Origin of the sequence: Sediminicoccus rosea, assembly GCF_033547095.1 — a bacterium.
Taxonomy (GTDB): Bacteria; Pseudomonadota; Alphaproteobacteria; order Acetobacterales; family Acetobacteraceae; genus Roseococcus; species Roseococcus rosea.
This window is the reverse complement of sequence record NZ_CP137852.1, coordinates 3,692,697-3,715,072: the sequence shown is the minus strand read 5'-3', so window position 1 is coordinate 3,715,072 and position 22,376 is coordinate 3,692,697. Positions and strand designations below refer to the sequence as shown.

At 70.6% G+C, this 22,376-nt stretch carries 16 protein-coding genes and 2 pseudogenes; 4 read left to right on the top strand and 14 right to left on the bottom strand.

Going from position 1 to position 22,376, the window contains the following annotated elements:
- The first annotated feature begins 339 nt into the window (after nucleotides 1-339).
- From R9Z33_RS17765 to R9Z33_RS17755, 3 genes are read left to right on the top strand one after another with little or no spacing between them, the layout of a single operon-like run.
- Entirely contained in the window at nucleotides 340-2,949 is a 2,610-nt protein-coding gene (locus R9Z33_RS17765) for a hypothetical protein (protein WP_318647903.1), read from the top strand.
- A 25-nt stretch (nucleotides 2,950-2,974) separates the two neighbouring features.
- Nucleotides 2,975-4,144 (top strand): hypothetical protein, encoded by a 1,170-nt coding sequence (locus tag R9Z33_RS17760; RefSeq protein WP_318647902.1) that lies wholly within the window; start codon nucleotides 2,975-2,977, stop codon nucleotides 4,142-4,144.
- Nucleotides 4,144-6,147, top strand: a complete 2,004-nt coding sequence (locus R9Z33_RS17755; protein WP_318647901.1) for a vWA domain-containing protein — start codon at nucleotides 4,144-4,146, stop codon at nucleotides 6,145-6,147. The genes R9Z33_RS17760 and R9Z33_RS17755 overlap by 1 nt, the downstream gene beginning before the upstream one ends.
- A 66-nt stretch (nucleotides 6,148-6,213) precedes the next feature.
- Here R9Z33_RS17755 and R9Z33_RS17750 read toward each other — a convergent pair.
- A pseudogene (locus tag R9Z33_RS17750) lies at nucleotides 6,214-6,450 on the bottom strand (recombinase family protein); the annotation flags it as partial.
- Nucleotides 6,451-6,599: 149 nt separating this feature from the next.
- Here R9Z33_RS17750 and R9Z33_RS17745 point away from each other — a divergent pair.
- A pseudogene (locus R9Z33_RS17745) lies at nucleotides 6,600-6,928 on the top strand (IS481 family transposase); the annotation flags it as partial.
- 43 nt (nucleotides 6,929-6,971) lie between these two features.
- Here the strand turns inward: R9Z33_RS17745 and R9Z33_RS17740 are convergent.
- The 13 genes from R9Z33_RS17740 to R9Z33_RS17680 form a co-directional block, all read right to left on the bottom strand.
- Entirely contained in the window at nucleotides 6,972-8,057 is a 1,086-nt protein-coding gene (locus R9Z33_RS17740) for an ABC transporter ATP-binding protein (RefSeq protein ID WP_318647900.1), read from the bottom strand.
- A 5-nt stretch (nucleotides 8,058-8,062) separates the two neighbouring features.
- A complete protein-coding gene (locus R9Z33_RS17735) occupies nucleotides 8,063-8,950 on the bottom strand; it encodes a carbohydrate ABC transporter permease (RefSeq protein WP_318647899.1) in 888 nt (295 codons plus the stop codon).
- Nucleotides 8,947-9,798: a carbohydrate ABC transporter permease gene (locus R9Z33_RS17730; RefSeq protein ID WP_318647898.1), complete on the bottom strand. Its 852-nt coding sequence runs from the start codon at nucleotides 9,796-9,798 to the stop codon at nucleotides 8,947-8,949. The genes R9Z33_RS17735 and R9Z33_RS17730 overlap by 4 nt, the downstream gene beginning before the upstream one ends.
- A 78-nt stretch (nucleotides 9,799-9,876) precedes the next feature.
- Entirely contained in the window at nucleotides 9,877-11,232 is a 1,356-nt protein-coding gene (locus tag R9Z33_RS17725) for an ABC transporter substrate-binding protein (protein WP_318647897.1), read from the bottom strand.
- A 102-nt stretch (nucleotides 11,233-11,334) separates the two neighbouring features.
- Nucleotides 11,335-12,618 carry a histidinol dehydrogenase gene (gene hisD / locus R9Z33_RS17720; RefSeq protein WP_318647896.1) on the bottom strand — a complete coding sequence of 428 codons (1,284 nt, stop codon included), beginning with the start codon at nucleotides 12,616-12,618 and terminating at the stop codon, nucleotides 11,335-11,337.
- 436 nt (nucleotides 12,619-13,054) lie between these two features.
- Nucleotides 13,055-13,984 carry a Bug family tripartite tricarboxylate transporter substrate binding protein gene (locus R9Z33_RS17715; RefSeq protein ID WP_318647895.1) on the bottom strand — a complete coding sequence of 310 codons (930 nt, stop codon included), beginning with the start codon at nucleotides 13,982-13,984 and terminating at the stop codon, nucleotides 13,055-13,057.
- A gap of 69 nt (nucleotides 13,985-14,053) precedes the next feature.
- Complete coding sequence (gene leuB, locus R9Z33_RS17710; RefSeq protein WP_318647894.1) at nucleotides 14,054-15,130, bottom strand: 3-isopropylmalate dehydrogenase; 1,077 nt, start codon at nucleotides 15,128-15,130, stop codon at nucleotides 14,054-14,056.
- Between the two features lie 12 nt (nucleotides 15,131-15,142).
- Nucleotides 15,143-15,775, bottom strand: coding sequence for a 3-isopropylmalate dehydratase small subunit (gene leuD, locus R9Z33_RS17705; protein WP_318647893.1), 633 nt, complete (start codon nucleotides 15,773-15,775; stop codon nucleotides 15,143-15,145).
- Nucleotides 15,747-17,138 carry a 3-isopropylmalate dehydratase large subunit gene (leuC, locus tag R9Z33_RS17700; RefSeq protein WP_318647892.1) on the bottom strand — a complete coding sequence of 464 codons (1,392 nt, stop codon included), beginning with the start codon at nucleotides 17,136-17,138 and terminating at the stop codon, nucleotides 15,747-15,749. The genes leuD and leuC overlap by 29 nt, the downstream gene beginning before the upstream one ends.
- Before the next feature lie 32 nt (nucleotides 17,139-17,170).
- On the bottom strand, nucleotides 17,171-18,298 hold the full coding sequence (locus R9Z33_RS17695) for an iron-containing alcohol dehydrogenase (RefSeq protein ID WP_318651666.1): 1,128 nt from the start codon (nucleotides 18,296-18,298) through the stop codon (nucleotides 17,171-17,173).
- Nucleotides 18,299-18,311: 13 nt separating this feature from the next.
- Nucleotides 18,312-19,298, bottom strand: coding sequence for a Bug family tripartite tricarboxylate transporter substrate binding protein (locus R9Z33_RS17690; protein WP_318647891.1), 987 nt, complete (start codon nucleotides 19,296-19,298; stop codon nucleotides 18,312-18,314).
- Between the two features lie 47 nt (nucleotides 19,299-19,345).
- On the bottom strand, nucleotides 19,346-21,424 hold the full coding sequence (locus tag R9Z33_RS17685; RefSeq protein WP_318647890.1) for a CaiB/BaiF CoA-transferase family protein: 2,079 nt from the start codon (nucleotides 21,422-21,424) through the stop codon (nucleotides 19,346-19,348).
- Complete coding sequence (locus R9Z33_RS17680) at nucleotides 21,421-22,371, bottom strand: Bug family tripartite tricarboxylate transporter substrate binding protein (RefSeq protein WP_318647889.1); 951 nt, start codon at nucleotides 22,369-22,371, stop codon at nucleotides 21,421-21,423. The genes R9Z33_RS17685 and R9Z33_RS17680 overlap by 4 nt, the downstream gene beginning before the upstream one ends.
- Nucleotides 22,372-22,376 lie beyond the last annotated feature (5 nt).

The following is a 22,376-nucleotide window of genomic DNA, read 5'->3' as shown; positions in this document are numbered from 1 at the left end:
GATGACGGACGTTTCGCCGTTGTGAGCCACGAGAACAGCCGAGGAACCAGCCGCTCCCCCAACCTGGAGGAAGGCCGCCAACTCATCCACCAGGGCAAGACAGGTCCGAACATTGTCCCGCAGCTCCCCGTCGCCGACGGATTTTCAGAAGAACGTGATTGACACGTCCGCCCACGCCGACAGCATGGACGTCGCAGCCCTATGGCGGCAGGGAAGAAATCGTTGGAAGAGTCCTTGTTCCGGAGCACGCGGCCATTCTGCTTCTGGCTCCTCGCCGCCGCGTTGGCGTACGCGCCGTTTGCGCCGCGCGTCGCTGCGGCCTGCACCCCCGCCCCCTGGGTGATCGAGGAACGCGTGCTGCATCTGGCCGGCGGAATCAGCGGGCTCGGCGACATGGACACCTATTCCGGTGGTCGAGGCCGCCCGGGGCGCCCGCTCACCGCACGGGATCGGCAGACCCTGCTCGATGCGGCCACCGCCGCGGAGCGCGCCTATGTCTGCGAACTCGCCCTGCGTATCGATCGGAACACGGCGGGGCCGGGCGGCGCGCCGGCGATGTTCTGGTTCGACTTCGGCAATGACGATCGCGGCGGCCGCGGCTATTTCGCACTGGGCTTCATGCGTCCCGGCTTTGGCGCGATCGCCCTGAACGCGGCGGCCTTCCCCACGATTGATGAACAGGTGCAGCACACCGTCGTGCATGAGGCCTGGCATGCCGTGCAGGGCGCGATGTTCCCCGCCACCTATCTGCCGCACTGGATGCTCGAGGGCCAGGCGGACGCCATGGCGATTCGCGCCATGGAGCGCGCGGGGCTGATCAACCATCCCGCGCGGCTGCGGCGACTGGCGCGGCAACCGGGCGAACTCAACAGCTTCGTCCGCTTCGCCGGCGCCCGGCGCTACGACCGCACGCTGGCGATTGACATGGATCCGGCGCGCTACCCCAACGAGCTGACCGACTTCGCCTATCCCTCCGTCAGGCTGCCGATCTGGGTTCCGGCCTATTGGCTCGCCCCCCACGGCGGCGCCGTGCCGGACCGTCCGGTGTTCCAACGCGGCATGGCCTGGCGCAGCGGCTATCTCACCCAGTCCTTCTGGCATTGGCTGGTGCGGCAGCGCGGTGGCAACACGGTCATGAACAGCGTCATGACCACCCCGCCCGCCGGCACCACGGAGGCCGACTGGGTCACCTGGCTCGACCGCGGGCTGCGCGCCAGCGGCGGCTGGCCCGGCGGCGTGGCCGAGGCCTATGGCCATTTCATCGCCGAAATGGCGGACCTGCCGGAACGCTACGTCCATTCGCGGTCCGGCCACCTCGCCTTCCCACTCTGGGAAGCATTGCTCTGGCAGGAGGGCTGCACCAGGGTTCTCTTGCGCGCCGAATACGGGGAAAGCACGGCGACGCACCGCCTGCGCGTGGATCCCATCGCCGCGCGCTGCATCCATGTGAAGGTCGAGGGTTTCGGCCCCACCGCGCCCGATATCGCCGGCCGCAACAGTGTGCTGCTGCCGCAGACGGTCGCCGCGCCGGATGTCCTGGCCGCGCAGTCCCTGCCGCCGCCACCGCCCCTGGTGGGCATCACCGCGCGCGTCATCAACGGCGAGCGCGATCGCTGCGATGCCGCCGCGCAGCTTGGCCTGGGCTCGCGGGGCACGCATCTGCTCTCCTTCCCGCGGCCAACCCCCGGCAGCGGGCCCGAGGCCGGCCGAGTCTGCGATCGCCGCTGGAACGTGATGTATGCGCCCCTGACCCTTCCGGGCGGCGGCCAGGCGACAGGCGGCTGGCAGACCGTGCTGCTGAGCAATGTGGACCCCCGCAACCCCGCCGAGACCGGCCCGGTGGAGGTGGAGCTCTTCTTCTCCCTGCAATTCTCCAGCATCTCGGCCAGCGGCACGGCGACGCCGGGCCAGCGGCCGGAGGAGGCTTCCCGGCCCGCGCCGCGCCGCCTGCCGCCCGGCCGCCCGCGCGAAGCCCCGCCGATCCCGCAGCCAACCCCGGTCACGCATGAGGATCCTGCCGAGGCCGGCGCCTGCGACGCCCCCCGCCGGGCCGCGATCGCCTGCGGGCCGCTCACGCGCATCCGCCTTGTCGGCGGCCGGCTCGGGGAGCTGCTGGCCGCCGCCGGGGCGTCCTCCCTCGGCGGGGCATTGGCTTCGACGGTGGGTGATCTCGGCACCCTGCAGCTGGACGGGCTCACACCCGACCCGATGGATGGCCCCCGCCTGGCCGCCCAGCGGGCGGCGATGCAGGCGTTCAGCGCGGCGGCACAAGCCGCCATGCTGCGTCAGCCGGGGGGTGCCGCGCCGGAGAGCATCGCGATCAATATTGAAATGCCGCGCCTGCCGCCGGGCTTCACCGGCGTGGTCGAGCCGGTGGTGGTCGCGCTGGAATGGAGCGACGGCACGCGCGAGGGCGTGCTGGAAAGCCGCGGTCCGCTTGGGGTGCTGGCGCTTGGCCTCTATCCGCCGCGCGGCCGGCTGGAGATCACGGCGAATTCTCCCGAAGCGGGCCTCGCTGGGCGGTTCGAGGCCCCGCTGTTCGAGGACCGCAATCCAGAAGGGTCGGCCGGCGCCGCCGCCGCGATGCCACCCTTGACCGAGGTGGCGCGCATCGCCGGCCGCTTCGGCGCCATCCCCGCGACCGTGCGCGACGAGACCGACAAGACCGATCCGGACGAGCATTTCTTCCGCGCCTGGCCGCGCTGGTGGGAGACGATGCCGCGTCACATGCGCCCGATGGCGGCCGCGGCGGGCTGGGGCCAGTCGGCCGGTGGCGGCCCGCCCCCGGCATCGGCCCCGGCACCGGCCAGCACGGGCGGGGGCGCAGCCCTGCCGCTTGGCCCGGGCTGCGATTGTAGCTGCGGCGCACGTGCCACCACGCCAGCGATCCGCCGCCTCGCCTGCCTGCCCGAATGCCGCGCGGCCTGGGCTGGCTGCGGCACCCCTTGAACCCCTGATCGAAGCGGATGCGCGCATGACACGTTGCCATCACCTGGCCCTGCTGCTGACCCTTGGCACGGCGCTGCCGGCCCTCGCCCAGCAGGCGCTCCCGTTGCCGCGCGTCGAGTTCGAGCTGGAGGCCCGCGTGCCGGAGATGGACGGCGCGGTCACTCTCCGCCACCGCGGCGGCGTGCTGCGCTTCGAAGGGGCCGCTGATGGCGGTCGCATGCTGCTGCTGCAGAACCTCGCCAGCGGCGAAGTACGCGGCGTCCTCGAGGAGGGCGGCCAGCGCATGGCCCTGCCGAGCGCCGAGGCCATGTTGCCTTGGGCGGGCCTGCGCGCCCGCCGCGAGGGCGAGGCGCGGATCGCCGGCGAGAGCTGCACCCTCTGGCGCGTGGAGGAGACCTCACCCGGCGTGCTGTGCCTGACGGCGGATGGCGTGCCGCTGCGCTACCAGCAGCCCGCCACGCCGGGCATGGGGGGCGATGCGCAGCACTTCGATCGCCGCCCACCCGGGCCGCGCCCGATGGAGACGATGTTCGAGGCGGTGCGCGTCATGCGGCGCCCGCAGGCGCCGGCGCTGTTCGACATGGCCTCGCTGCCGCAAGGCCCGGCCATGCCCGCCGCGCCGGCCGGTGCCGCGATGCCCGGCATGCCACCCGGCATGACGATCCCGGGCATGCCACCTGGCATGACGATCCCGGGCATGCCATCCGGCATGACGATCCCGGGCATGCCACCCGGCATGTCCATCCCCGGCATGGCCAGCCCGGCCCCCGCCGCCCCGCCGGCCGCTCCGCCGGCCGCCTCCGTGGCCCGTGCCGCCTCAAATCCCGCGGATTTCGCCCGCTACCCGCGCCCCGCCCGCAGCCGCGGCAGCCTGCCCCCCAACGTCACCGCCGCCGAGGCGGGCGAGGCGATCAGCGCGCAGATCGGGCAGATGGTCATGATGCTGCGTCTCTGCGGCTGGGCCGAGCAGGAAGCCGGGTTCAAGGCCGCCTTCGGCTTGCAGACGCATGAACGGCTGGGCTTCACGCCCCAGGACGCCGCGCGCGCCTACGACCAGGCCGCCGCCGCGGCGGCCGAGATGACGCAGGCCTTTGGCGCCGATCCCCAGGCGCTGACCCTCATCCGGGTCCAGATGTGCCAGCCCGCGCTGCGCGACAATCTCAGCCAATCCATCGCGAATGGGACGGTCTTCTGATGCGCCTCCTCCTGAGCCTTGCCGTCGCCCTGGCCGGGCTGGTGGCGCCGCCCGCCCGCGCCCAGCCCGCGCCGCCCCAGGGCGAGACCATCGTCATCCTCGACATGTCCGCCTCCATGTGGGGCCGCATCGGCGACCAGCCGAAGCTCGAGATCGCGCGGGAGGCGGTGCGGGGCATGTTCGCCCGTTTCCCGGCCGGCAGTCGCGTCGGGCTGATGGCCTATGGCCATCGCCGGGCGGGGCAGTGCAGCGACATCCAGATGCTGTTCCTGCCCGGCCCGGTGGATGTCGCCGCGGCGGGCGCCGCGCTCGACCGGCTGACCGCGCGCGGCCGTACCCCGCTGACCGACTCCGTCCGCCAGGCGGCGGCCGCGCTGCGCGTCGCGGAGCGGGGCGGCACCATCATCCTCGTCACCGACGGCATCGAGACCTGCGGCGGCGATCCCTGCGCTCTGGCCGCGGAGCTCGAGGCCGCCAATGCCGGCTTCACCGCCCATGTCATCGGCTTCGACCTGCGCACGCCCTCCGAGCGCGCGCGCGTCGCCTGCATCGCCGAGCGGACGGGGGGCCTGTTCGTGCCCGCCGCCAATCCCGAGGAACTGGCCGACGCCCTGACCCGCGCCACCGAGGCGCGCCCCGCGCCTCCACCCGCCGCGGCGCCACCACGCGGCATCGGCCTGCGCGCGACGCAGGGCCCGGGCGGGCCCACGCTCGGCGATGCGACCTTCACCGTCCTGCGCGAAGGCGAAGAGACGCCGCTGCATGAAGGCGGCGCGCTGCGCCTGCCGCTGCCGCCCGGTCGCTATGTCGTGACCGCCTCCACCGCGGAGCGCATCGGCAGCGTCACGGCCCAGATCACCGCCACGCCGCCCGACGAGATTGTCGTCCCGCTCGCCGATGCGCTGCCGCGCGCGACGGTCACGCCCGCGCAGCCCAGCGCCGCCGCGACCGGCACCGTCGGCGTGGCCTGGACCGGTCCGAACGAGCCGGGCGACTACCTGGTGATCGTGCCGACGGGCCAGGGGCAGGAGGAGCCGGAGACACGCCACTATGCCTGGACGCGCGTCGGCAGCCCCGCGACGCTGCGCCTGCCGGCCGCGGCAGGTGCCTATGAGGTCCGCTACATCCTGGCGCGGGCGGCGCGGCCCATCGGACGGGCGCCGCTGACCGTCACGCCGGTCACGGCCACGCTGGAGGCGGCCGCGGACGCGCCGGCGGGCAGCGAGGTCTTGGTGCGCTGGACCGGGCCGCGCGCCCCGGGGTCTTGGGTTGGCATCGTGCCGGCCGGTGCGGCACCCGGCGCCTATGTCAGCGGTGGCTTCGTCTATGTGGAGGATGCCGCGAACCCGCTGCCGCTGACCGCGCCAGCCGCGCCTGGCGCCTATGAGATCCGCTTCGTCGAGGGGGTGGACGGCACGCCGCTCGCCGCGCGGCCGATCGCGGTGACGGCGGCCGCCGCGACCCTCGTCGGGCCGGATGGGGGTATGGCGGGCAGCCCCGTCGCCATCCGCTTCACGCCGGACCGGGCGCCCCAGGGCAGCTTCATCGCGATCACCGCCCCCGATGCCGAGGCCTCGGCCTATGTCCAGGGCTCCTGGGCCTATGCCGATGGCGGGGAGGTGACGATCCAACTGCCGCCGGCGGCGGGCACGTATGAGTTACGCTACGTTCTTGTCGCGCCCGGCGATGCCGAGGTCGTCGCCCGTCGGCCGATCACCGCCACGCCGCCCATGGCCACACTCGACGCGCCCGGCGCCGTGGCGGCCGGCGCCCGCGTGACGGTGCGCTTCAGCGGGCCGCGTGGCATTGGCGACTATGTCGCCATCGTTAGCCCGGATGCGCCGGGCGACCAGTATCTCGATTATTTCAGCGTCTCCGCCGAGGCGTCGGAAGGGGAATTGCCGATGCCGGCCACTGCCGGAATCTACCAGCTGCGATATGTAATGGCCTCGGCCGAACCGGAGAAGGCGGTGATCGCGCGCCGTCCCATCGTGGTGCGATAGGCCCAGCTGACGGAGATTGAGGGCGGCGGGTGCAGGCGCGTCATGCCCCTCCCGGTCCCGGCTGATCCGGTCCAAGGCCTCGGCCAGCACCAATCCGAATCGCCCCAACCGCGCGTCCGTGACCAACTGCTGGAAGCGCGGCCGCGCGGCAGTCGCCCCGCTGATGGCATAGTCGGCGTAGACCTCGCCCACCTCCCAGCCCTCGCGTGACCCCTTGTTTGGCGCTGGCCGAGCCAGGTTAGACCTTACTAGGCTGAGGCCACTTTGCGCCCCGGCGTCGAGAGCATGCCGGTTCTGCTGCATGTTCTCCGGGGGAGAGGCCTAGGCTTCACCGAAATTCGTCTGAGCTCAGCCTTAGATTGCGAGGGCGATGTAATGGCGCCGTCGGTTGCGTGTCCCCGCATCCACTGATACAGAACGCGAGAACACATCAAGCCCACCGGCAATCGTCGGTGGGCTTTTTGCATTTCCGCCCCTACCGGAGCGCAGCGACAGAGGCGGGCCTTCCAGCGATACAGCTTAGTCATGAAAGCATGAGGGTTCTGGCGCGGCGCCACGGGATCAACCCGAGGATTGTCGCCAAGTGGCGGGCACGAGCCTCGGCCAGGGACTTGCCAACGGGCCCAGGAGCCCAGCATCGACGATGCTGACCATGAAGGAGGAGGCAGTGGTCGTCACCTTCCGCCGTCACACCTTGCTACCGCTCGACGATTGCCTCTTCGCTCTGCAGGCCACCATCCCGGACCTTACCCGCTCTTCGCTGCATCGCTGCCTGCGGCGGATCACACACCGCCGCGTCGAAGTGCGAATTGATGGGGGGGAGTCTACAGGCGCGGCAAGGCCAGGCCGGTGGCGGGATCGAAGAGGTGCAGCCTTGCCGGATCGAAGGCGAGGGCGGCGGGGGCGTTGAGCGCCGCGCGGATGTCGCTGCGGACCTCCGCGGTGATCCGCAGCCGGGGCGCGATCTCAACCTCGATCAGGCGCTCGGAGCCGATCAGCTCGGTGATCCAGACCTTTCCCGGCACGGCATGTGGGTCGTCCAGCGCGGCCATCGTCACATCCTGGGGCCTGACACCCAGCACGAGGCTGCGCGGCGCGCGGCTGAGGTCGAATTGCAGCGGCGCCGGCAGGGCGCGGCCCGCCAGGCGGAGCACGGGCGCGCCATCCAGCCCGTCCAACTCCACTTCGGCGAAGTTCATCGGCGGGCTGCCGATGAAGCCGGCGACGAAGAGATTGGCCGGGCGGTCATAGACCTCCTCAGGCGTGCCGAATTGCTGCACCACCCCCTGGTTCATGACGGCGACGAGGTCCGACATGGTCATCGCTTCCAGCTGGTCATGCGTGACGTAGATCGAGGTGGTCTCGAGGTCGAGGTGGAACCGCTTCAGCTCGCCACGCATGGTGGCGCGCAGCTTGGCATCCAGGTTGGAGAGCGGCTCGTCCATCAGGAAAATGTCTGGCCGGCGCACCATCGCGCGGCCCAGTGCCACGCGCTGCCGTTGCCCACCCGAAAGCGCCCGCGGCTTGCGCGTGAGCAGTTGCGCGATCTCCAGCACGCGGGCGACGACGCCCACCTTCTCGGCGCGTTCGGCCTTCGGCGTACCCCGCACCTTCAGGCCGTAGCCGATATTCGCCGCCACATCCATGGTCGGGTAGAGCGCGTAGGACTGGAACACCATGGCGATGTTGCGGTCGGCCGGCGAGAGGTGGTCCACGCGTCGCCCGCCGAAGTAGATCTGCCCCTCCGTCGCGCGCTCCAGCCCCGCGATCATCCGCAGCAACGTGGTCTTGCCGCAGCCCGAGGGCCCCAGCAGGGTGACGAACTGCCGCTCGGGGAAGGTCATGTCGAGCGACTTCAGCACCTGGTTCGTGCCGAAGGACTTGGAGAGTCGTTCGATGCGGACATCCATGGATCTCAGCCCTTCACCGCGCCGGCGCCGAAGCCGGCGACGAGGTGCCGCTGGAACGCCATGAACAGGATCGCCATCGGCACCGTCATGAGGACGGAGGAGGCCATCATCAGCCCCCAGTCCACATGCGTGCCGTCGAAGAAATGCATGACGCCGACCGTGAGCGGCAGCTTCTCCATGCTGTTCATGAAGACGCGGCCGAACAGGTAGTCGTTCCAGGACACGATGAGTGTGAAGATAGCGGCCGCCACGATGCCGGGCCAGGCCGTGGGCAGCACGATCTCCCAGAAGACGCGCAGGCGTGAGGCGCCATCCACCAGGGCCGCTTCCTCGATCTCGACCGGGACACCGCGGAAGAAGGCCCACATCAGCCACATGGAGAAGGGCAGGGTGATGCAGACATAACCCAGGATCAGGGAGAACAGCGTATCGGTCAGGCGCAGGTCCACCATCACGAGGAACATCGGGAAGACGAAGATGATGGAGGGCACCATGTAGCCCACCAGCGCGAGGTAGGGCACGGAGCGCTGGCCCGGGAAGGTGAAGCGTGTCAGCGAATAGGCGGCGAGGGTGGAGACGATGGTGGTGATCAGCGTGGTACAGAGTGTGACGATCACGCTGTTCCAGAACCAGTCGAGGAAGAAGGCCGAGGGTGGCGGCGTGGCGCCGCTGCTGCCGCCGGCCTGGAAATAGGCGTCGCGGCCGACCAGCAGGGCGCGGTAGTTTTCCAGCGTCCAGGTGCTGGGCCAAAGGGTGGGCGGCCAGAGGAAGATCTCCTCCTTGGGCTTCATGCTGGTGAAGAAGGCCCAGATCAGCGGGAAGCAGACCAGGAAGGTCACCGCCGTCAGCGCCGCGTAGAGGAAGAGGCGCAGCGTCACGTCGCGCGGGGTCATGCGGTCTTCTCCTCGCGCCCGAAGCCCGAGACGCGCACATAGATGATGGTGCCCACCAACAGCAGGCCGATCATGACCACCCCCGTGGCCGCGGCGACGCCCAGGCGCAGGTTCGCCATGCCTTCCTCGAAGGCGTAGACGGCGAGGTTGAAGGTGGAGGTGCCGGGCCCGCCACGCGTCAGCAGGTAGATTTCCTCAAACTTGTTGAAGGTCCAGATGGTGCGGAAGACGATCACCACCACCAGCACCTCCTTCAGCATGGGCAGCGTGATGTCCATGAAGCGGCGCCAGGCGCCCGCGCCATCCACCTTGGCCGCGTCATAGAGCTCGGTCGGGATGGTCTGCAGCCGCGCCAGCACGCAGATGACGACGAAGGGCGTGTACTTCCAGACGTTCAGCAGGATGGCCGAGAGCATTGCCATGTCCGGCGTGGAGAGCCAGGCGATGTTCTCCGAGATGAGGCCCATGCTCAGCAGGGCGTGGTTCACGATGCCGATCTCGGAATTGAAGATCCAGCGCCAGTTGAGCGCAATGACCACCGTGGGTACGATGTAGGGAAACAGCAGCAGGCCGCGATAGATGGCCATGCCGGGCAGCGTCAGGTTCAGCAGCAGCGCGAGGGCTACGCCCAGCACGGTCTGGAACAGGATGGACCATCCGGTCCAGATCAGAGCCTGGCGGAAGCTGTCCCAGAACAGCGGGTCGTCGAAGATGCGCTCGAAGTTCTCCAGGCCCACCCAGTAGATGTCGTCGGGGCGGAGCGGGTTATAGGCGTAGAACGCCATCCGCACCGCTTCGACCACCGGCCACACCATGAAGAGCGCGGCCGTGACGATGAAGGGCAGCATGAACAGGATCCCGACCTGGCGGTCGGAGAGAGTGAAGCGGCGCCTTTCGGGCGCCGCGGGCCGGGTTCCTGCCATGCGTCAGCGCGCGAGCATGCGGGCGTTGTCGCGGCGGATGCCCTCGAACTGGCGCTGGCCCCACTCGATCGCGGTCTTGGGCGCCTCGTTGTTCAGCAGCATGCGCTGCACCGCCTGCGCCCAGACGCTCCGGCCATGCGCGACACCCGCCAGCGGGTTCACGCCGCGCTTCTGTTCGAGGCCCGTGTTGCAGGCATGCGGCACGCTGTCCTTGAAGATGACATCCAGCGAGCGCCGCTTCGACTGGTAGAAGGGGTGCGCCAGCATCGCCGGCGCGCTCGCCACATCCTTGAAGACCGGGCCCACATTGGGCATCAGGCTCTGACTGTAGCGCACCATCCAGTCCACGCTGTTGGAGACGTAGGCCACCGCCTCCTTCGTCTCGCGGATGAAGGGGTTGTCGCGGCGGGGAATGATCCAGCCATTGATGTCCGTCCAGGACCAGCGCCCGCCGGTGCGCGGGTGCGCCGGGTTGAGGTAGTATTCCATGTTGTTGAACAGCGCGGGCGTCTCCTCCGCCGCGCGGCCCATGGTGCGGCCCCAATAGGCCGACATGGCGGTGCGGCCGGCGACGTGCTGGTCCACCACCTGCAGGAAGCTGAACTCGACCGCCGAGCGCGGCATGGCGGGCTGCAGGCGCCGGATCATCTCGAAGGCCTCGAGCGTGCCGGCGCTGTCGAACACCGTCCGGAAATTGTCCCGCGCGTCCCAGGTCAGGCCGCCGGCCTGCCAGATAAACTGCGTGATGTGATAATCGGCGCAGAGGTTGCGTCCCAGTGCCATGGTGTAGCCGGACATGCCGGGCTTGCGCTCGGCGATGGTGCGCGCGGCATTGGCGAACTGGTCCCAGTTCCAGGTGGCGGGGTCACCCAGGCCCAGCTCGTCGATCACATCCTTCTGCACGACCAGGAGGCAGGGTTGGTGATGCACGGGCACGGCATATTGCACGCCCTTCCAGGCGCCGAACTGCTCCAGTGTGAAGCCATCCACCAGGCGTTCCTGTGCGCGGATCGCGCGGTTCACATCCTCCACCGGCTCCAGCAGCTCCTCGGCGGCAAGCTGGTAGGCGATGGGGCTTTCCACGCTGATCAGCGCGGGCGGGCGGCGGGCGGCGAGGTCTGTGGTCAGCTTCACCGTGACGCCGTCCCAGGGGATCTGCTCCACCTCGAAGCGGATATTGGCGTTGTTGCGCTGCGCCCATTCGTTCATGCCCTGGACGAAGACGCCGCCATAGGGGCCGGGTTCGCCCCAGACGCGTGCGACGCGCACGCCGCCCTGCGCCAGGGCGGGCGCTGCAAGGCCACTGGTCAGGGCGATGCCGCCCACGCCCTGCATGAGATGTCTGCGGGAAGTGCTCATTGGACCGTCTCTCCCTTTGCGCGAGCCTCTGTCGGGCTAGCTGCGTCGTTGTCGGAACCAGTTTCCGCCGGAAGCCGCCGGGCCAGCGGAAGACCCGTGTCGCTACACGTTCTTGGGCGCGTAGCGCGCGAAGCGGACATCGGCCGTCTTTTCATGGGCCAGCATCCCCTCCTCGTGGCAGATGCGGCCCATGATGGGCGCGATCCGGCGCGAGGCTTCGTCTGTCAGGCGCTGCCAGGTGACGGTCTTGATGAACTTGCCGACCCAGAGCCCGCCCGTGTAGCGACCAGCCCTGCCCGTCGGCAGTGTGTGGTTGGTGCCCACGCCCTTGTCGCCATAGGCGACGGTGGATTGCTCACCCAGGAAGAGGCTGCCGTAGTTGGTGAGGCGCTGGAGGTACCAGTCGTCGCGCGCGGTCTGCACCTCCAGGTGCTCGGGCGCGTATTCGTCGCTGACGGCCGCCGCTTCCTCGTCGCTGTCCACGACGATGACCTCGCCGAACACCTCCCACGCCTTGCCGGCGACGGCGGCCGTGGGCAGCGTCTCGAGCTGCAGCGCGATCTCGGCCAGCACCTTCTCGCCGAAGTCGCGCGAGGTGGTGACGAGCCAGGCCGGGCTGTCCGGCCCATGCTCGGCCTGGCCCAGCAGGTCGGTCGCCACCAGCGCGGGGTCGGCGGTTTCATCCGCGATGACCATGATCTCGGTCGGGCCGGCCAGCAGGTCGATGCCGACGGTGCCGAACAATTGCCGCTTGGCCTCGGCGACGAAGGCGTTGCCGGGGCCGGTGATGATGTCGCGCGGCGTCATGCCCACGCGGCCATAGGCCATGGAGGCCAGCGCCTGCACACCGCCGATGCAGTAGATCTCATCCGCGCCCGAGGCATGCAGCGCGTAGAGCGTCTGCGGATAGATTCCATCGGCATCGCGCGGCGGTGCCGCGCCGATCACATGGCCCACGCCCGCCACCTTGGCGGTCGCCACCGACATGATGGCGGCCGAGATGAGCGGATACTTGCCGCCGGGGATGTAGCAGCCGGCCCGCGCCACGGGGATGAGCTTCTGGCCCAGCACGATGCCGGGCTCCACCTCCGTCTCGAATTCGCCGATGGAATCGCGCTGCGCCTTGGCGAAGTCGGTCACGCGGGCGTGGCACCAGGCGAAATCCTCCTTGAAGGTTTCCGGCAGGGCGCGCTCCACGCGGCGGATCTGATCGGGCGTCACGCGGAAATCGGGCGCGGTCCAGCGGTCGAACTCGCGGGCGTAGCGGCGCACCGCGTCGTCGCCGCCTGTGGCGATGTCATCCAGGATCGCGCGCACGCGATCTTCCAGCGCGCGGCGGTCGGCGGGAAGGACGGGCTTTGCCTGCTTCAGGTGGTATCTGGCCAAGTCGGCGTTCCTGCTTTTGTTTTAATGACGTTGGCGCGGAAGCCTAGGTGTCGGTCAGCCGGCGTGTCAATCAGCGTGGCCGCAGAGTCCGGATGGCCTGCCGTTCCCATACATGGGCCTCCAGCCGGAGCCTCGGCACGCAACGCGCGGCCGGTTTCGTCGTTGGCATGGCAGAGCAATGTCCACACCGCACTTGCCTTTGCGCCATGGAGGACGAAACGCGTGCCATTCCCATTCCGCGCGTTCGTGCCGACATGCCTGGCCCTTGGGCTTGGCAGTCTTTCGTCGGGCTGGGCGCACTCCCCATGTTCCAACCGCGGTGACCGTGCGGAGCCCCGCCGCAGCCTGCCCTTGGTGATCCGTGACGGTCTCGGCAGGCCCGCCACCCCAGCCGCCAGCGGCCTGCGTCCAGGGCAGCGACCCGCGCGCCTCGCCTCTAACCCAGGGTGATCCCGGAGGCACGGATCACCTCCGCCGCTGTCCGGCGCTGGATGGTGAGCCAGTTTGCGAAGGCCTCCGGCGTATTGCCGACCATGATCGCCCCGGCTGGGTCCATGCGCGCGCGGACGGCAGGGGCGCGGGCCGAGACCGCTGCCACCGCCGCCAACCGCGTGATGGCCGCCGCAGGCGTGCCGGTCGCGGCGAAGAGGCCGTTCCAGTCGTTCATGTCGAAGCCGGGGAATCCCGATTCCGCGATGGTCGGCACATCGGGCAGCGAGGCGATGCGCTCCAGGCTCGTCACCGCCAGGACTCGCGCCCGCCCGGCCTGCACGGGCGGGCGGATGGAGGAGGTGGTGATCAGCGCCGCCTCGATGCTGCCGGCCATGATGTCGCGCGCCGCATCCGCGCCTCCGCGGTAAGGCGCATGCACGAGGCGGATGCCGGCCTTCTGCTCGAAGGCAGCGAGCGCCAGATGCGCCATGCCGGCCGCCGGCGGCGTGCCGACACTGATCGTGTTCGGCCGCGCCTTCGCCACGGCGATGAACTCGGCCAGGTTCCGCGCTGGGAAGTCATGTCGCACCGCGATCACCTGCGGGAAGGAGGAGATCTGCGTCACCGGCACGAAGGATTGCGCGTAGTCGAAGGGCAGGTCGCGCATCAGGATCGGGTTGGTGAGCTGGTTCGCCGCATCCACCAGGAAGGTGTAGCCGTCCCGCGGCGCCTGCAGCGTGGCGCTGGCGGCGATCACGGCGTTTCCGCCGGTGCGGTTCTCGATCACGATGCTCTGGCCCAGCGCCTCCTGCATGTCCGCGGCCATGGCGCGCGCCGCCGTGTCAGCTGCGCCGCCGGCCGCGAAGGCGACGATGAACCGGATGGGCCGGTTGGGCCATTCCGACTGGGCCAGCGCCAGGGAAGGCGTGGCCAAGGTGGCCGCGAACAGGGCGCGACGCGAAATCCTCTGGTGCATCTTCGTTCCTCCCGTGTTGGTTCGCCGTCAGTCGGCGAGGCGCAGTATCTCCTTGGCGACGGCATCGCCCATCGCCTCGGTGCCGAGCAGATGGGCGCCATCCTCCATGATGTCGGCGGTGCGATAGCCTTCCGCCAGCACGCGGCGCACCGCGCGCTCGATGCGTGCCGCACCCTCGGGCTGGCCCAGCGACTGGCGCAGCATCATGGCGGCCGACAGGATGGAGGCCAGCGGATTGGCGATGTCCCGGCCCGCGATGTCAGGCGCTGAGCCATGCACCGGCTCGTAGAGGCCTTTGCCCTCGGCGTTGATGGAGGCGGAAGGCAGCATGCCGAGCGAGCCGGTCAGCATGGCTGCGGCGTCAGACAGGATGTCGCCGAAGATATTGCCGGTGACGATCACGTCGAAATCGGCCGGCTTGCGGATCAGCAGCATCGCCGCCGCATCCACGTAGAGATGCGACAGCTCCACATCCGGATACTCACGGCCGACTTCGGTGACGACCTCGCGCCAGAGCACCATCGTCTCCAGCACATTGGCCTTGTCCACGGAGCAGAGCTTCTTCTTGCGCGCGCGTGCCGCCTGGAAGCCCGCATGCGCCACACGGCGGATCTCGCTCTCCGTGTAGCGCATGGTGTTGATGCCAACACGCTCGCCACCCTCGACATGGATCCCGCGCGGCTGGCCGAAATAGATGTCGCCCGTCAGCTCCCGCAGCACGACGAGGTCCACGTTCTTCAGCACGTCGCGGCGCAGCGTGGAGGCGCCGGCCAATTCGGGGATGGCGAAGACGGGGCGGAAATTGGCGAAGAGGTCCATGCGCTTGCGCAGCCGCAGCAGCGCATGGCCGCCGCGCTGCTCGGGCGGGCGCAGGTCGCTGTCGAAGGTGCCGGCCGCGCCGAAGAGGATGGCGTCCGCGCGTTCGGCCAGCTGCGCCGTCCGCTCCGGCAGCGGGTCGCCCTCCGCGTCGAAGGCGGCATCGCCGATCTTCGCCTCGGTCATCTCGAATTGCGGGCCATTGGCGGCCACGGCGCGCAGGGCCTTCACCGCCTGCGCCGTGACCTCCGGGCCGATGCCGTCCCCACCCAGTACCGCGATGTGCATGAGGTTCTCCGATCAGAAATTGTCACGGCCGAGGCGCCGCTCGAAGGCGGCGATCTCCTCGGCATGGGTCAGGGTGAAGCCCAGTTCGTCGAGGCCCTCGAGCAGGCTCTTCTTGGCGAAGGGGTCGATCTCGAAATGGTGGACCGCGCCATCCGGGCCCGTGACGGTCTGCGCTGGCAGGTCAATCGCGATCTCGGCCGCCGGATCGGCGATGCTCTGCGCGATGAGAGAGGCCACCACCTCCTCCGGCAGCGTCACGGCCAGCATGCCGTTCTTCACGGAATTATTGGCGAAGATGTCGCCAAAGGAAGGCGCGATCACCGCCCGCACGCCGTGGTCGTAGAGCGCCCAGACGGCATTCTCGCGCGAGGAGCCGCAGGCGAAGTTGCGGCCGCCGAGGGCGATGCGCGCCTCGCGCCAATGTGGCTGGTTGAGCGGGAAATCCGCGATCTCATTGCCGTCGGGATCGAGGCGCAGGTCGCGGAAGAGATAGGCGCCGTGATTGTCGTCCCGCGGGCGGGAGAGGAAGCGCGCGGGGAGGATCTGGTCCGTGTCGATGTTGGAGCGCGCAAAGGGCACGGCGGCGGAACGCAGGGTGCGGAAAGGCTCCATCGCCTCAGCCCCCCGCCATGATCTGGCGGACATCGGCGAGATGCCCGGTCACGGCCGCGGCCGCTGCCATGGCGGGCCCCAGCAGATGCGTCCGGGCGCCCGGCCCCTGCCGCCCGCGGAAATTGCGGTTGGAGGTGGAGGCGACGCGCTCGCCCGGGGCTGCGATCTCGCCATTGGTCCCGAGGCACATGGAACAGCCAGCCTCGCGCCAGGCAAAGCCCGCCTCGGTGAAGACGCGGTCCAGGCCCTCCGCCTCCGCCTGGCGCTTCACGGGCGCGGAGCCCGGCACCACCCAGGCGGTGACGCCCGGCGCCACGCGGCGGCCGCGCGCGACCTCCGCCGCCGCGCGCAGATCCTCGATGCGGCCATTCGTGCAGGAGCCGATGAAGACGCGATCCACCTTGATGTCGGTGAGCGGCATGCCGGGGGCGAGGCCCATATAGGCGAAGTTGGCGCGGATCGTGGCGGCGCGCTCGGCATCCGCCTCGCGCTCCGGATCGGGCAGGCTGGCGGTGATGGGCAGCGCATCCTCAGGGCTGTTGCCCCAGGTCACCATGGGCGCGATGGCGTTGCCATCCAGCACCACCTCGCGGTCGAAGACGGCGCCCGGATCGCTCGGCAATTCGCGCCAGCGGGCCACGGCCAGGTCCCAGTCGGCGGGGGCGTATTCGCGGCCTTTCAGGTAGGCGAAGGTCGTCTCGTCCGGCGCCACCATGCCCGCGCGGCCGCCGGCCTCGATGGACATGTTGCACAAGGTCAGCCGGCCTTCCATGGAGAGGCCCGTGATGGCGCTACCGGCATATTCGATGACATGGCCGGTCGCGCCCGCCGCGCCGATCTCGGCGATGATGGCGAGGATCACATCCTTCGCCGTGACGCCGAAGCCGAGCGTGCCGTTCACCGTGATCCGCATGGTGCGCGGCTTGCGCTGCCACAGCGTCTGCGTGCCCAGCACATGCGCCACCTCGGTCGAGCCGATGCCGAAGGCGAGCGCGCCCAGCGCGCCATGGGTTGAGGTATGGCTGTCGCCGCAGACGATCAGCATGCCGGGCTGGCTGAGCCCCGTCTCGGGGCCGACGACATGCACGATGCCCTGGCCGCCATCCTTCAGCCCAAAGAGGCGGAAGCCGCTTTCCGCCGCGTTGCGCTCCAGCGCCTCCACCATGCCGCGGTGCTCGGTGTTGGCGATCGCGTCCACATCGCGCGTGTCGGTCGGCACGTAGTGGTCCGGGGTGGCGAAGATGCGGTCCGGCGCGCGGGGCGCGATGCCGCGCTTGCGCAGCATCTCGAAAGCGGGGGCCGAGCCGTCATGCACCAGGTGGCGGTCCACATAGAGCAGGGTCTGCCCGTCCTCGCGCTCCAGCACGCGGTGCCGCGCCCAGATCTTCTCGAACATCGTTCGCGGATCGCTGGCCATGTTTCCCCCGGTCAGAACGCCGCTTGCAGCAGGGCGAGATACTCGGCCTCGCTGGCGCGGCGCGGATTTGTCAGATGATGGTGATCCCGCGTCGCCGCGGCGGCAAGGGCGGGAAGATCGTCAGCCGTGACACCCAGCGCGGCGAGGCGCCGGTGCAGGCCGATCTGTTCATGGAGTGCGGCGATCGCATCGGCGATCGCTTCCGCGCGGTGGTCGTCGAGCCCCATCGCATCGCCCAGCAGCGGCAGCACCGCTGTGAGGCTGGGTGCGTTGAAGCGCAGCACATGGGGCAGCAGCAGGCCGTTCAGCGTGCCGTGATGCGGCGAGACGGCGAGACCGCCCAGCGGATGCGAGAGGGCATGCACCGCGCCCAGCCCCTTCTGGAAGGCGAGTGCCACCTCGACCGAGGCCAGCATCATCTGCTGCCGCGCCGCGCGATCCGCGCCATCGGCCACCGCGCGCGGCAGGTTCGCCCAGGCGCGCCGCAGCCCGTCACGCGCGATGGCGTCGGCGATCGGGTTTTCGCGCGGCGAGCAGAGCGTCTCCACGCCATGGGTCAGCGCATCCATGCCGGTGCCCGCCGTCAGGCCGGCCGGCAGGCCGAGGGTGAGGTCCGGGTCGCAGATGGCGGCGCGTGGGATGAGGTACGGACTGCCGATGGAGAGCTTCCGGCCATCCCGCATCACGATGAGCGCGCCGCGCGAGACCTCGCTGCCCGTGCCGGCGGTGGTGGGCACCGCGACGATGGGCGCCGCGCGGGCGGTGATGCGCGCGAGTCCACCCTCGACCACGGCATATGGCGCGAGGCTCGCGTCATCATGCGTCGCCAGCAGCGCGACCGCCTTGGCGAGATCCATGGGCGAACCACCGCCCAGCGCCAGAACGCCATCGGCGCCATGCGCATGATAGGCGGCGACCGCTTCGCGCACCGCGGCTTCGGTCGGATTGGGCGGCACCGCGGAGAAGACCGTGAGCGGCATTCCGGCGGGTAACGCCGCGCGCAGCTGGTCCCAAAGGCCCGCCGCGATCACGCCCGCATCGGTGACGATGAGCGGGCGCGTGATCCCGGCCAGCGCCAGTTCTCCGGCCGTCTCCACGATCGCGCCGGACGCGAACTGGATGCGGTTCAGCAGGACCATCAGGGCCAAGGCGTCACTCCGCCGTGATGCCGGCGCGCCGCAGCGCCGGGCCCCAGCGCTGGGCATCCGCATCCAGCGCCGGGCCGAGCTGCGCGCGGTCGAGGAATTCCGGATCGAAGCCGCGCTCCATGATCAGCGAGAGGAAGGTCTGGTCCGCCATGATCTCGCGCGCGGCGGTCTCGATGGCGGTGATGGCGGCTTCCGGCGTGCGGGCGGGCGCGGCCAGCGTGTACCAGAGCTCGGCCGCGTAGCCGGGCAGCACCTCGGCGATGGCGGGCAGCTCCGGCCAGGCGCGGGCGCGGCGTCCGGAGGTGGTGGCCAGCGCGCGGATGCGGCCATCGCGGATCAGCGACTCGACGGCGCTGACGGAGGCATACATGACCTGCACCTCGCCCGAGAGCAGGCCGGCAACGGAGGGGCCGGTGCCGCGATACGGCACATGCACGATGCGGGTTCCCGCCATGTCGTCGAACAGCGCGGCGGCCAGGTGCTGCGAGGTGCCCGCGCCGGGCGTGCCGTGGTTCAACTGGCCCGGATGCGCCCGCGCATAGGCCACGAACTCCGTGAGGTTCCGCACAGGCAGCGATGGCTGCACCACCAGCAGCATCGGCGTGGAGGCGATGCGCGTGATGTGCACGAAATCCCGCTTCCAGTCGAAGCCGGGATTGCGGAAGAGGATGTCGCTGATCGCGATGCCGTTGCCCGTGAAGAGCAGCGTGTAGCCATCCGGCGGCGAGGTTGCGACCAGCGCCGCGCCGATGTTGCCGCCCGCGCCGCCGCGATTCTCCACCACCACGGGCTGGCCGAGCCGGTCGGAGAGCGCGCGCGCGACGAGGCGCCCGAGATTGTCGGTGCCGCCGCCGGGCGGATAGGGCACGACCATGCGAATGGGGCGCGACGGAAAGGCCTGCGCACGCGCGAGCCGGGGTGCGGCCAGCACCGCTCCGAGCACGAGGCCTGCCCGGCGCGAGACCGGAAGCCGCCATCTTGTCGCATCCATCCTGCGTCCTCCCTTCGCCGGGGGGCATTGGCGCCCCCCTTTTTCAGTCATTCCGCCGCGCGGCGCGGCCGCGTGGCCAGCACGCCGTCCTGCTCCAGCGCGGTCACCTCGTCTTCCGTCAGGCCGATCTCCCGCAGCACGGCGCGGTTGTCGGCGCCGAGCGGATGGCAGCCATCCTCGACTGCCAGGCGCTGCTGCGCGAAGCGGAAGGGAATGCCCTTGGCCGGGCTGCCATCGGGGCAGCGCAGCACGGCGGTACCGCGCGCGAAATCCGCGGCGGCGGCGAGGTCCGCGCCGTCGCGCACACGCAGGCGGCTGGCCGGGCCACCATGGCCGTGCAGCACCTCCCAGCCGCCCATACCGTCGTTCTCGAGGCGTTCGCCGGGCTCCGCCGGGTCCGTGTTGCCGCGCCGGGGTGAGGGGGCGCCGGCGGCGGCGGCGAGCAACTCCTCGCCCAGCAGGAAGGCGGTGAGCTCGCGCTGCGAGAGATCCAGATGCGCGCCCTGGCCGCTGCGCCGGCGTTCCTCCAGCGCCGCGATGACGGCGCCCGCGGCGAAGAGGCAGACCACCTGATCGGGGTAGTTCACGTCGCGCCCGGTGATCATGGGCGCCTCCCCGGCGCCGGTGAGGGCGGCGAGGCCGGAGCTCGCTTCCAGCGTGGAGCCGTAGGAGACCATGGCGCGGTCCGGCCCGGTCTCGCCTTGGCTCGAGATGCTGGCGATGACGAGGCGCGGGAAGCGCTGCCGCAGCATCGCGACGTCGAGCCCGAGCGCGGCCATGACGCCGCGTCGGAAATTCTCCACCAGCACATCGGCATCTTCCAGCAGGCGCAGCAGCACCGCGCGGCCGCGCTCATCCTTCAGGTCGAGGCAGAGCGAGCGCTTGCCGCGATTGGTGAAGTTGAAGAAGGGGCAGTGGTTCCACCAATCCGTGCCGGGCTTGGCGCCCTCCCAGTTGCGGAAAGGGTCGGGCGCGCCGGGGCCCTCGACCTTCACGACATCGGCGCCGAGGTCGAGCAGCAGGGTGGAGGTGGCGGCCCCGGCGGTGATCCAGCCCAGATCCACCACGCGCAACCCGCTGAGCGGGCGTCCGGCCACGCGGCGCCCGGGCGGCGCGGCGGTGGCCCTGCCCGGCGCGGGAGCGAGGCGCTGGCCGTCCCACGCAAGAGGCAGCGCCGGCATCCCGTCGGCGCCCAGGAAATCGCGCGCGCGGAACTGCGCATCCTCCAGCAGCTCGATGGGCCAGAGGACGGGGCCGGTCGGGATGCGGTGCGCCTGCACGGCCTGGGTGATCTCGCGCCGCGTGCGCGCGGCGAACCAGGGGCCGAGCACCTCCAGCATGGCGGCACGGTTCGCGCCGCGCCGCGCATTGTCGCCGAACAGCGCGTCATCCTTCAGGCGCGCATCGCCGATCAGGTCGCGCAGCGGCGGCCAGTCCTTCTCCTGATAGACCAGGGCCATGTGGCCGTCGCGGCAGGGCAGGGTGAACCAGGTGACGCGCGCGGCGCTGCGGGTGGGTGCGCGCCCCATCACCATCACTCCGGCGGCGACCTTCCAGTTCAGCCAGGCTGCGACGTCGAGCAGGGAGACATCCGCCACCTCCTCGCCACCGCCATGCAGGGCGGCGAGCAGGGCGGTGCAGGCGGCGAGGCCGGCCGCATAGGCCACCTGATGCCCGGCGAGGCGCGAGGGTGGCGCGGGCATCGCCTCGCCCACAATGCCGAGCAGACCGGCCAGGGCGGCGATGCCGAGCTCGGTGACGGGCGGGTCCTCCTGCTCCGGGCCATGCAGCGAGATGCGCGCCTGCACCGGCACGCCATGCGCGTGCGCGACGAGCGCGTGGCGGTCGCCGATCGCCGCATCGAAGGTGCCCGTGGCCGCACCGCACGACTTGCCGGCGGAGAGGAAGCGATCGAGCGCGGAACGGCCATCGGGCAGCAGCGGCGCGTCCTGCGCGAAGGGTTCGCCGCCGGGTGGCAGGGGGCGGATCACCTCGGCCCCATAGGCCGCGCAAAGCCGCGCCGCCATGGAGGCGGCCAGCGCATGCGGGCGATGCGCGCAGAAGGCGCCCAGGTCCAGGATGCGGCGGCCGGCGAGGGGATGCGGGCTGGGAGTGGCTTGCGTCACTGGCGCAGATTCCCGCGCCGCACGACGAGCTCGCATCGCGCGCGATCCTCGCGGATCAGCGTGTCGAAATAGGCGGGGCCGGGATCGGGCGTGACATCCACCCCCGCCTCGCTGAGCCGCGAGCGCATCACGGGGTCGGCCACCATGCGCGCCACCGACTGGCTGAGCCGCGCCAGGCGCTCGGGCGGCGTGCCGGCGCGCGCGACCACGCCGAACCAGCTGGCGGTGATGATGCCGGGGAAGCCCTGCTCCACCGTCGTCGGCAATTCGGGCATCACCGGGCTGCGGGTGGTGGAGGCGATGGCGAGCGCCCGGATCCCACCCGAGCGGACATGCCCGAGGATGCCGGGCAGGGCGATGGCGTAGGACTGCACGCGCCCCGCCAGCAGGTCATTCACGACGAGGCCGGTGCCGCGATAGCGGATCTCCTCGATCTCGATGCCCATCTCCTGCGCGTAGAGCGCGCCGGAGAGGTTGGTGCCGGGCGAGCCCAACCGCAGTGGCTGGCCCGAGGCGCGGACGTAAGCCTGCAATTCGCGCAGGTTGCGGGCCGGTACGCCGGGATGCACGACGAGCGCGATGGCGCTGGTGCCGATGAGGCCGACCGGCGCCCAGGCGGCCACCGCGTCGAAGGGCAGCGGCGTGCCCAGCGCCTCGGCCTGGTTCAGGCCGCCCGATTGCAGCATCAGCACATGGCCATCGGCCGGCGCCTGGAGCACGGCCAAGGCGCCTGGGACGCCGCCCGCGCCGCCGCGATTCTCCACCACGATCTGCTGGCCAAGATCCTGGCCCATGAATTCGGCCGCGAGGCGCGCCACCAGATCCGTCGTGCCGCCGGGCGCATAGCCCACCACCATGCGCATCGAGCGGTCCGGGAAGCCCTGTGCGGCGGCGGCGCCGGCGAAGCCCACCAGGGGGATCACGCGGCGGGAGATGGATCGGGCCATCGCGC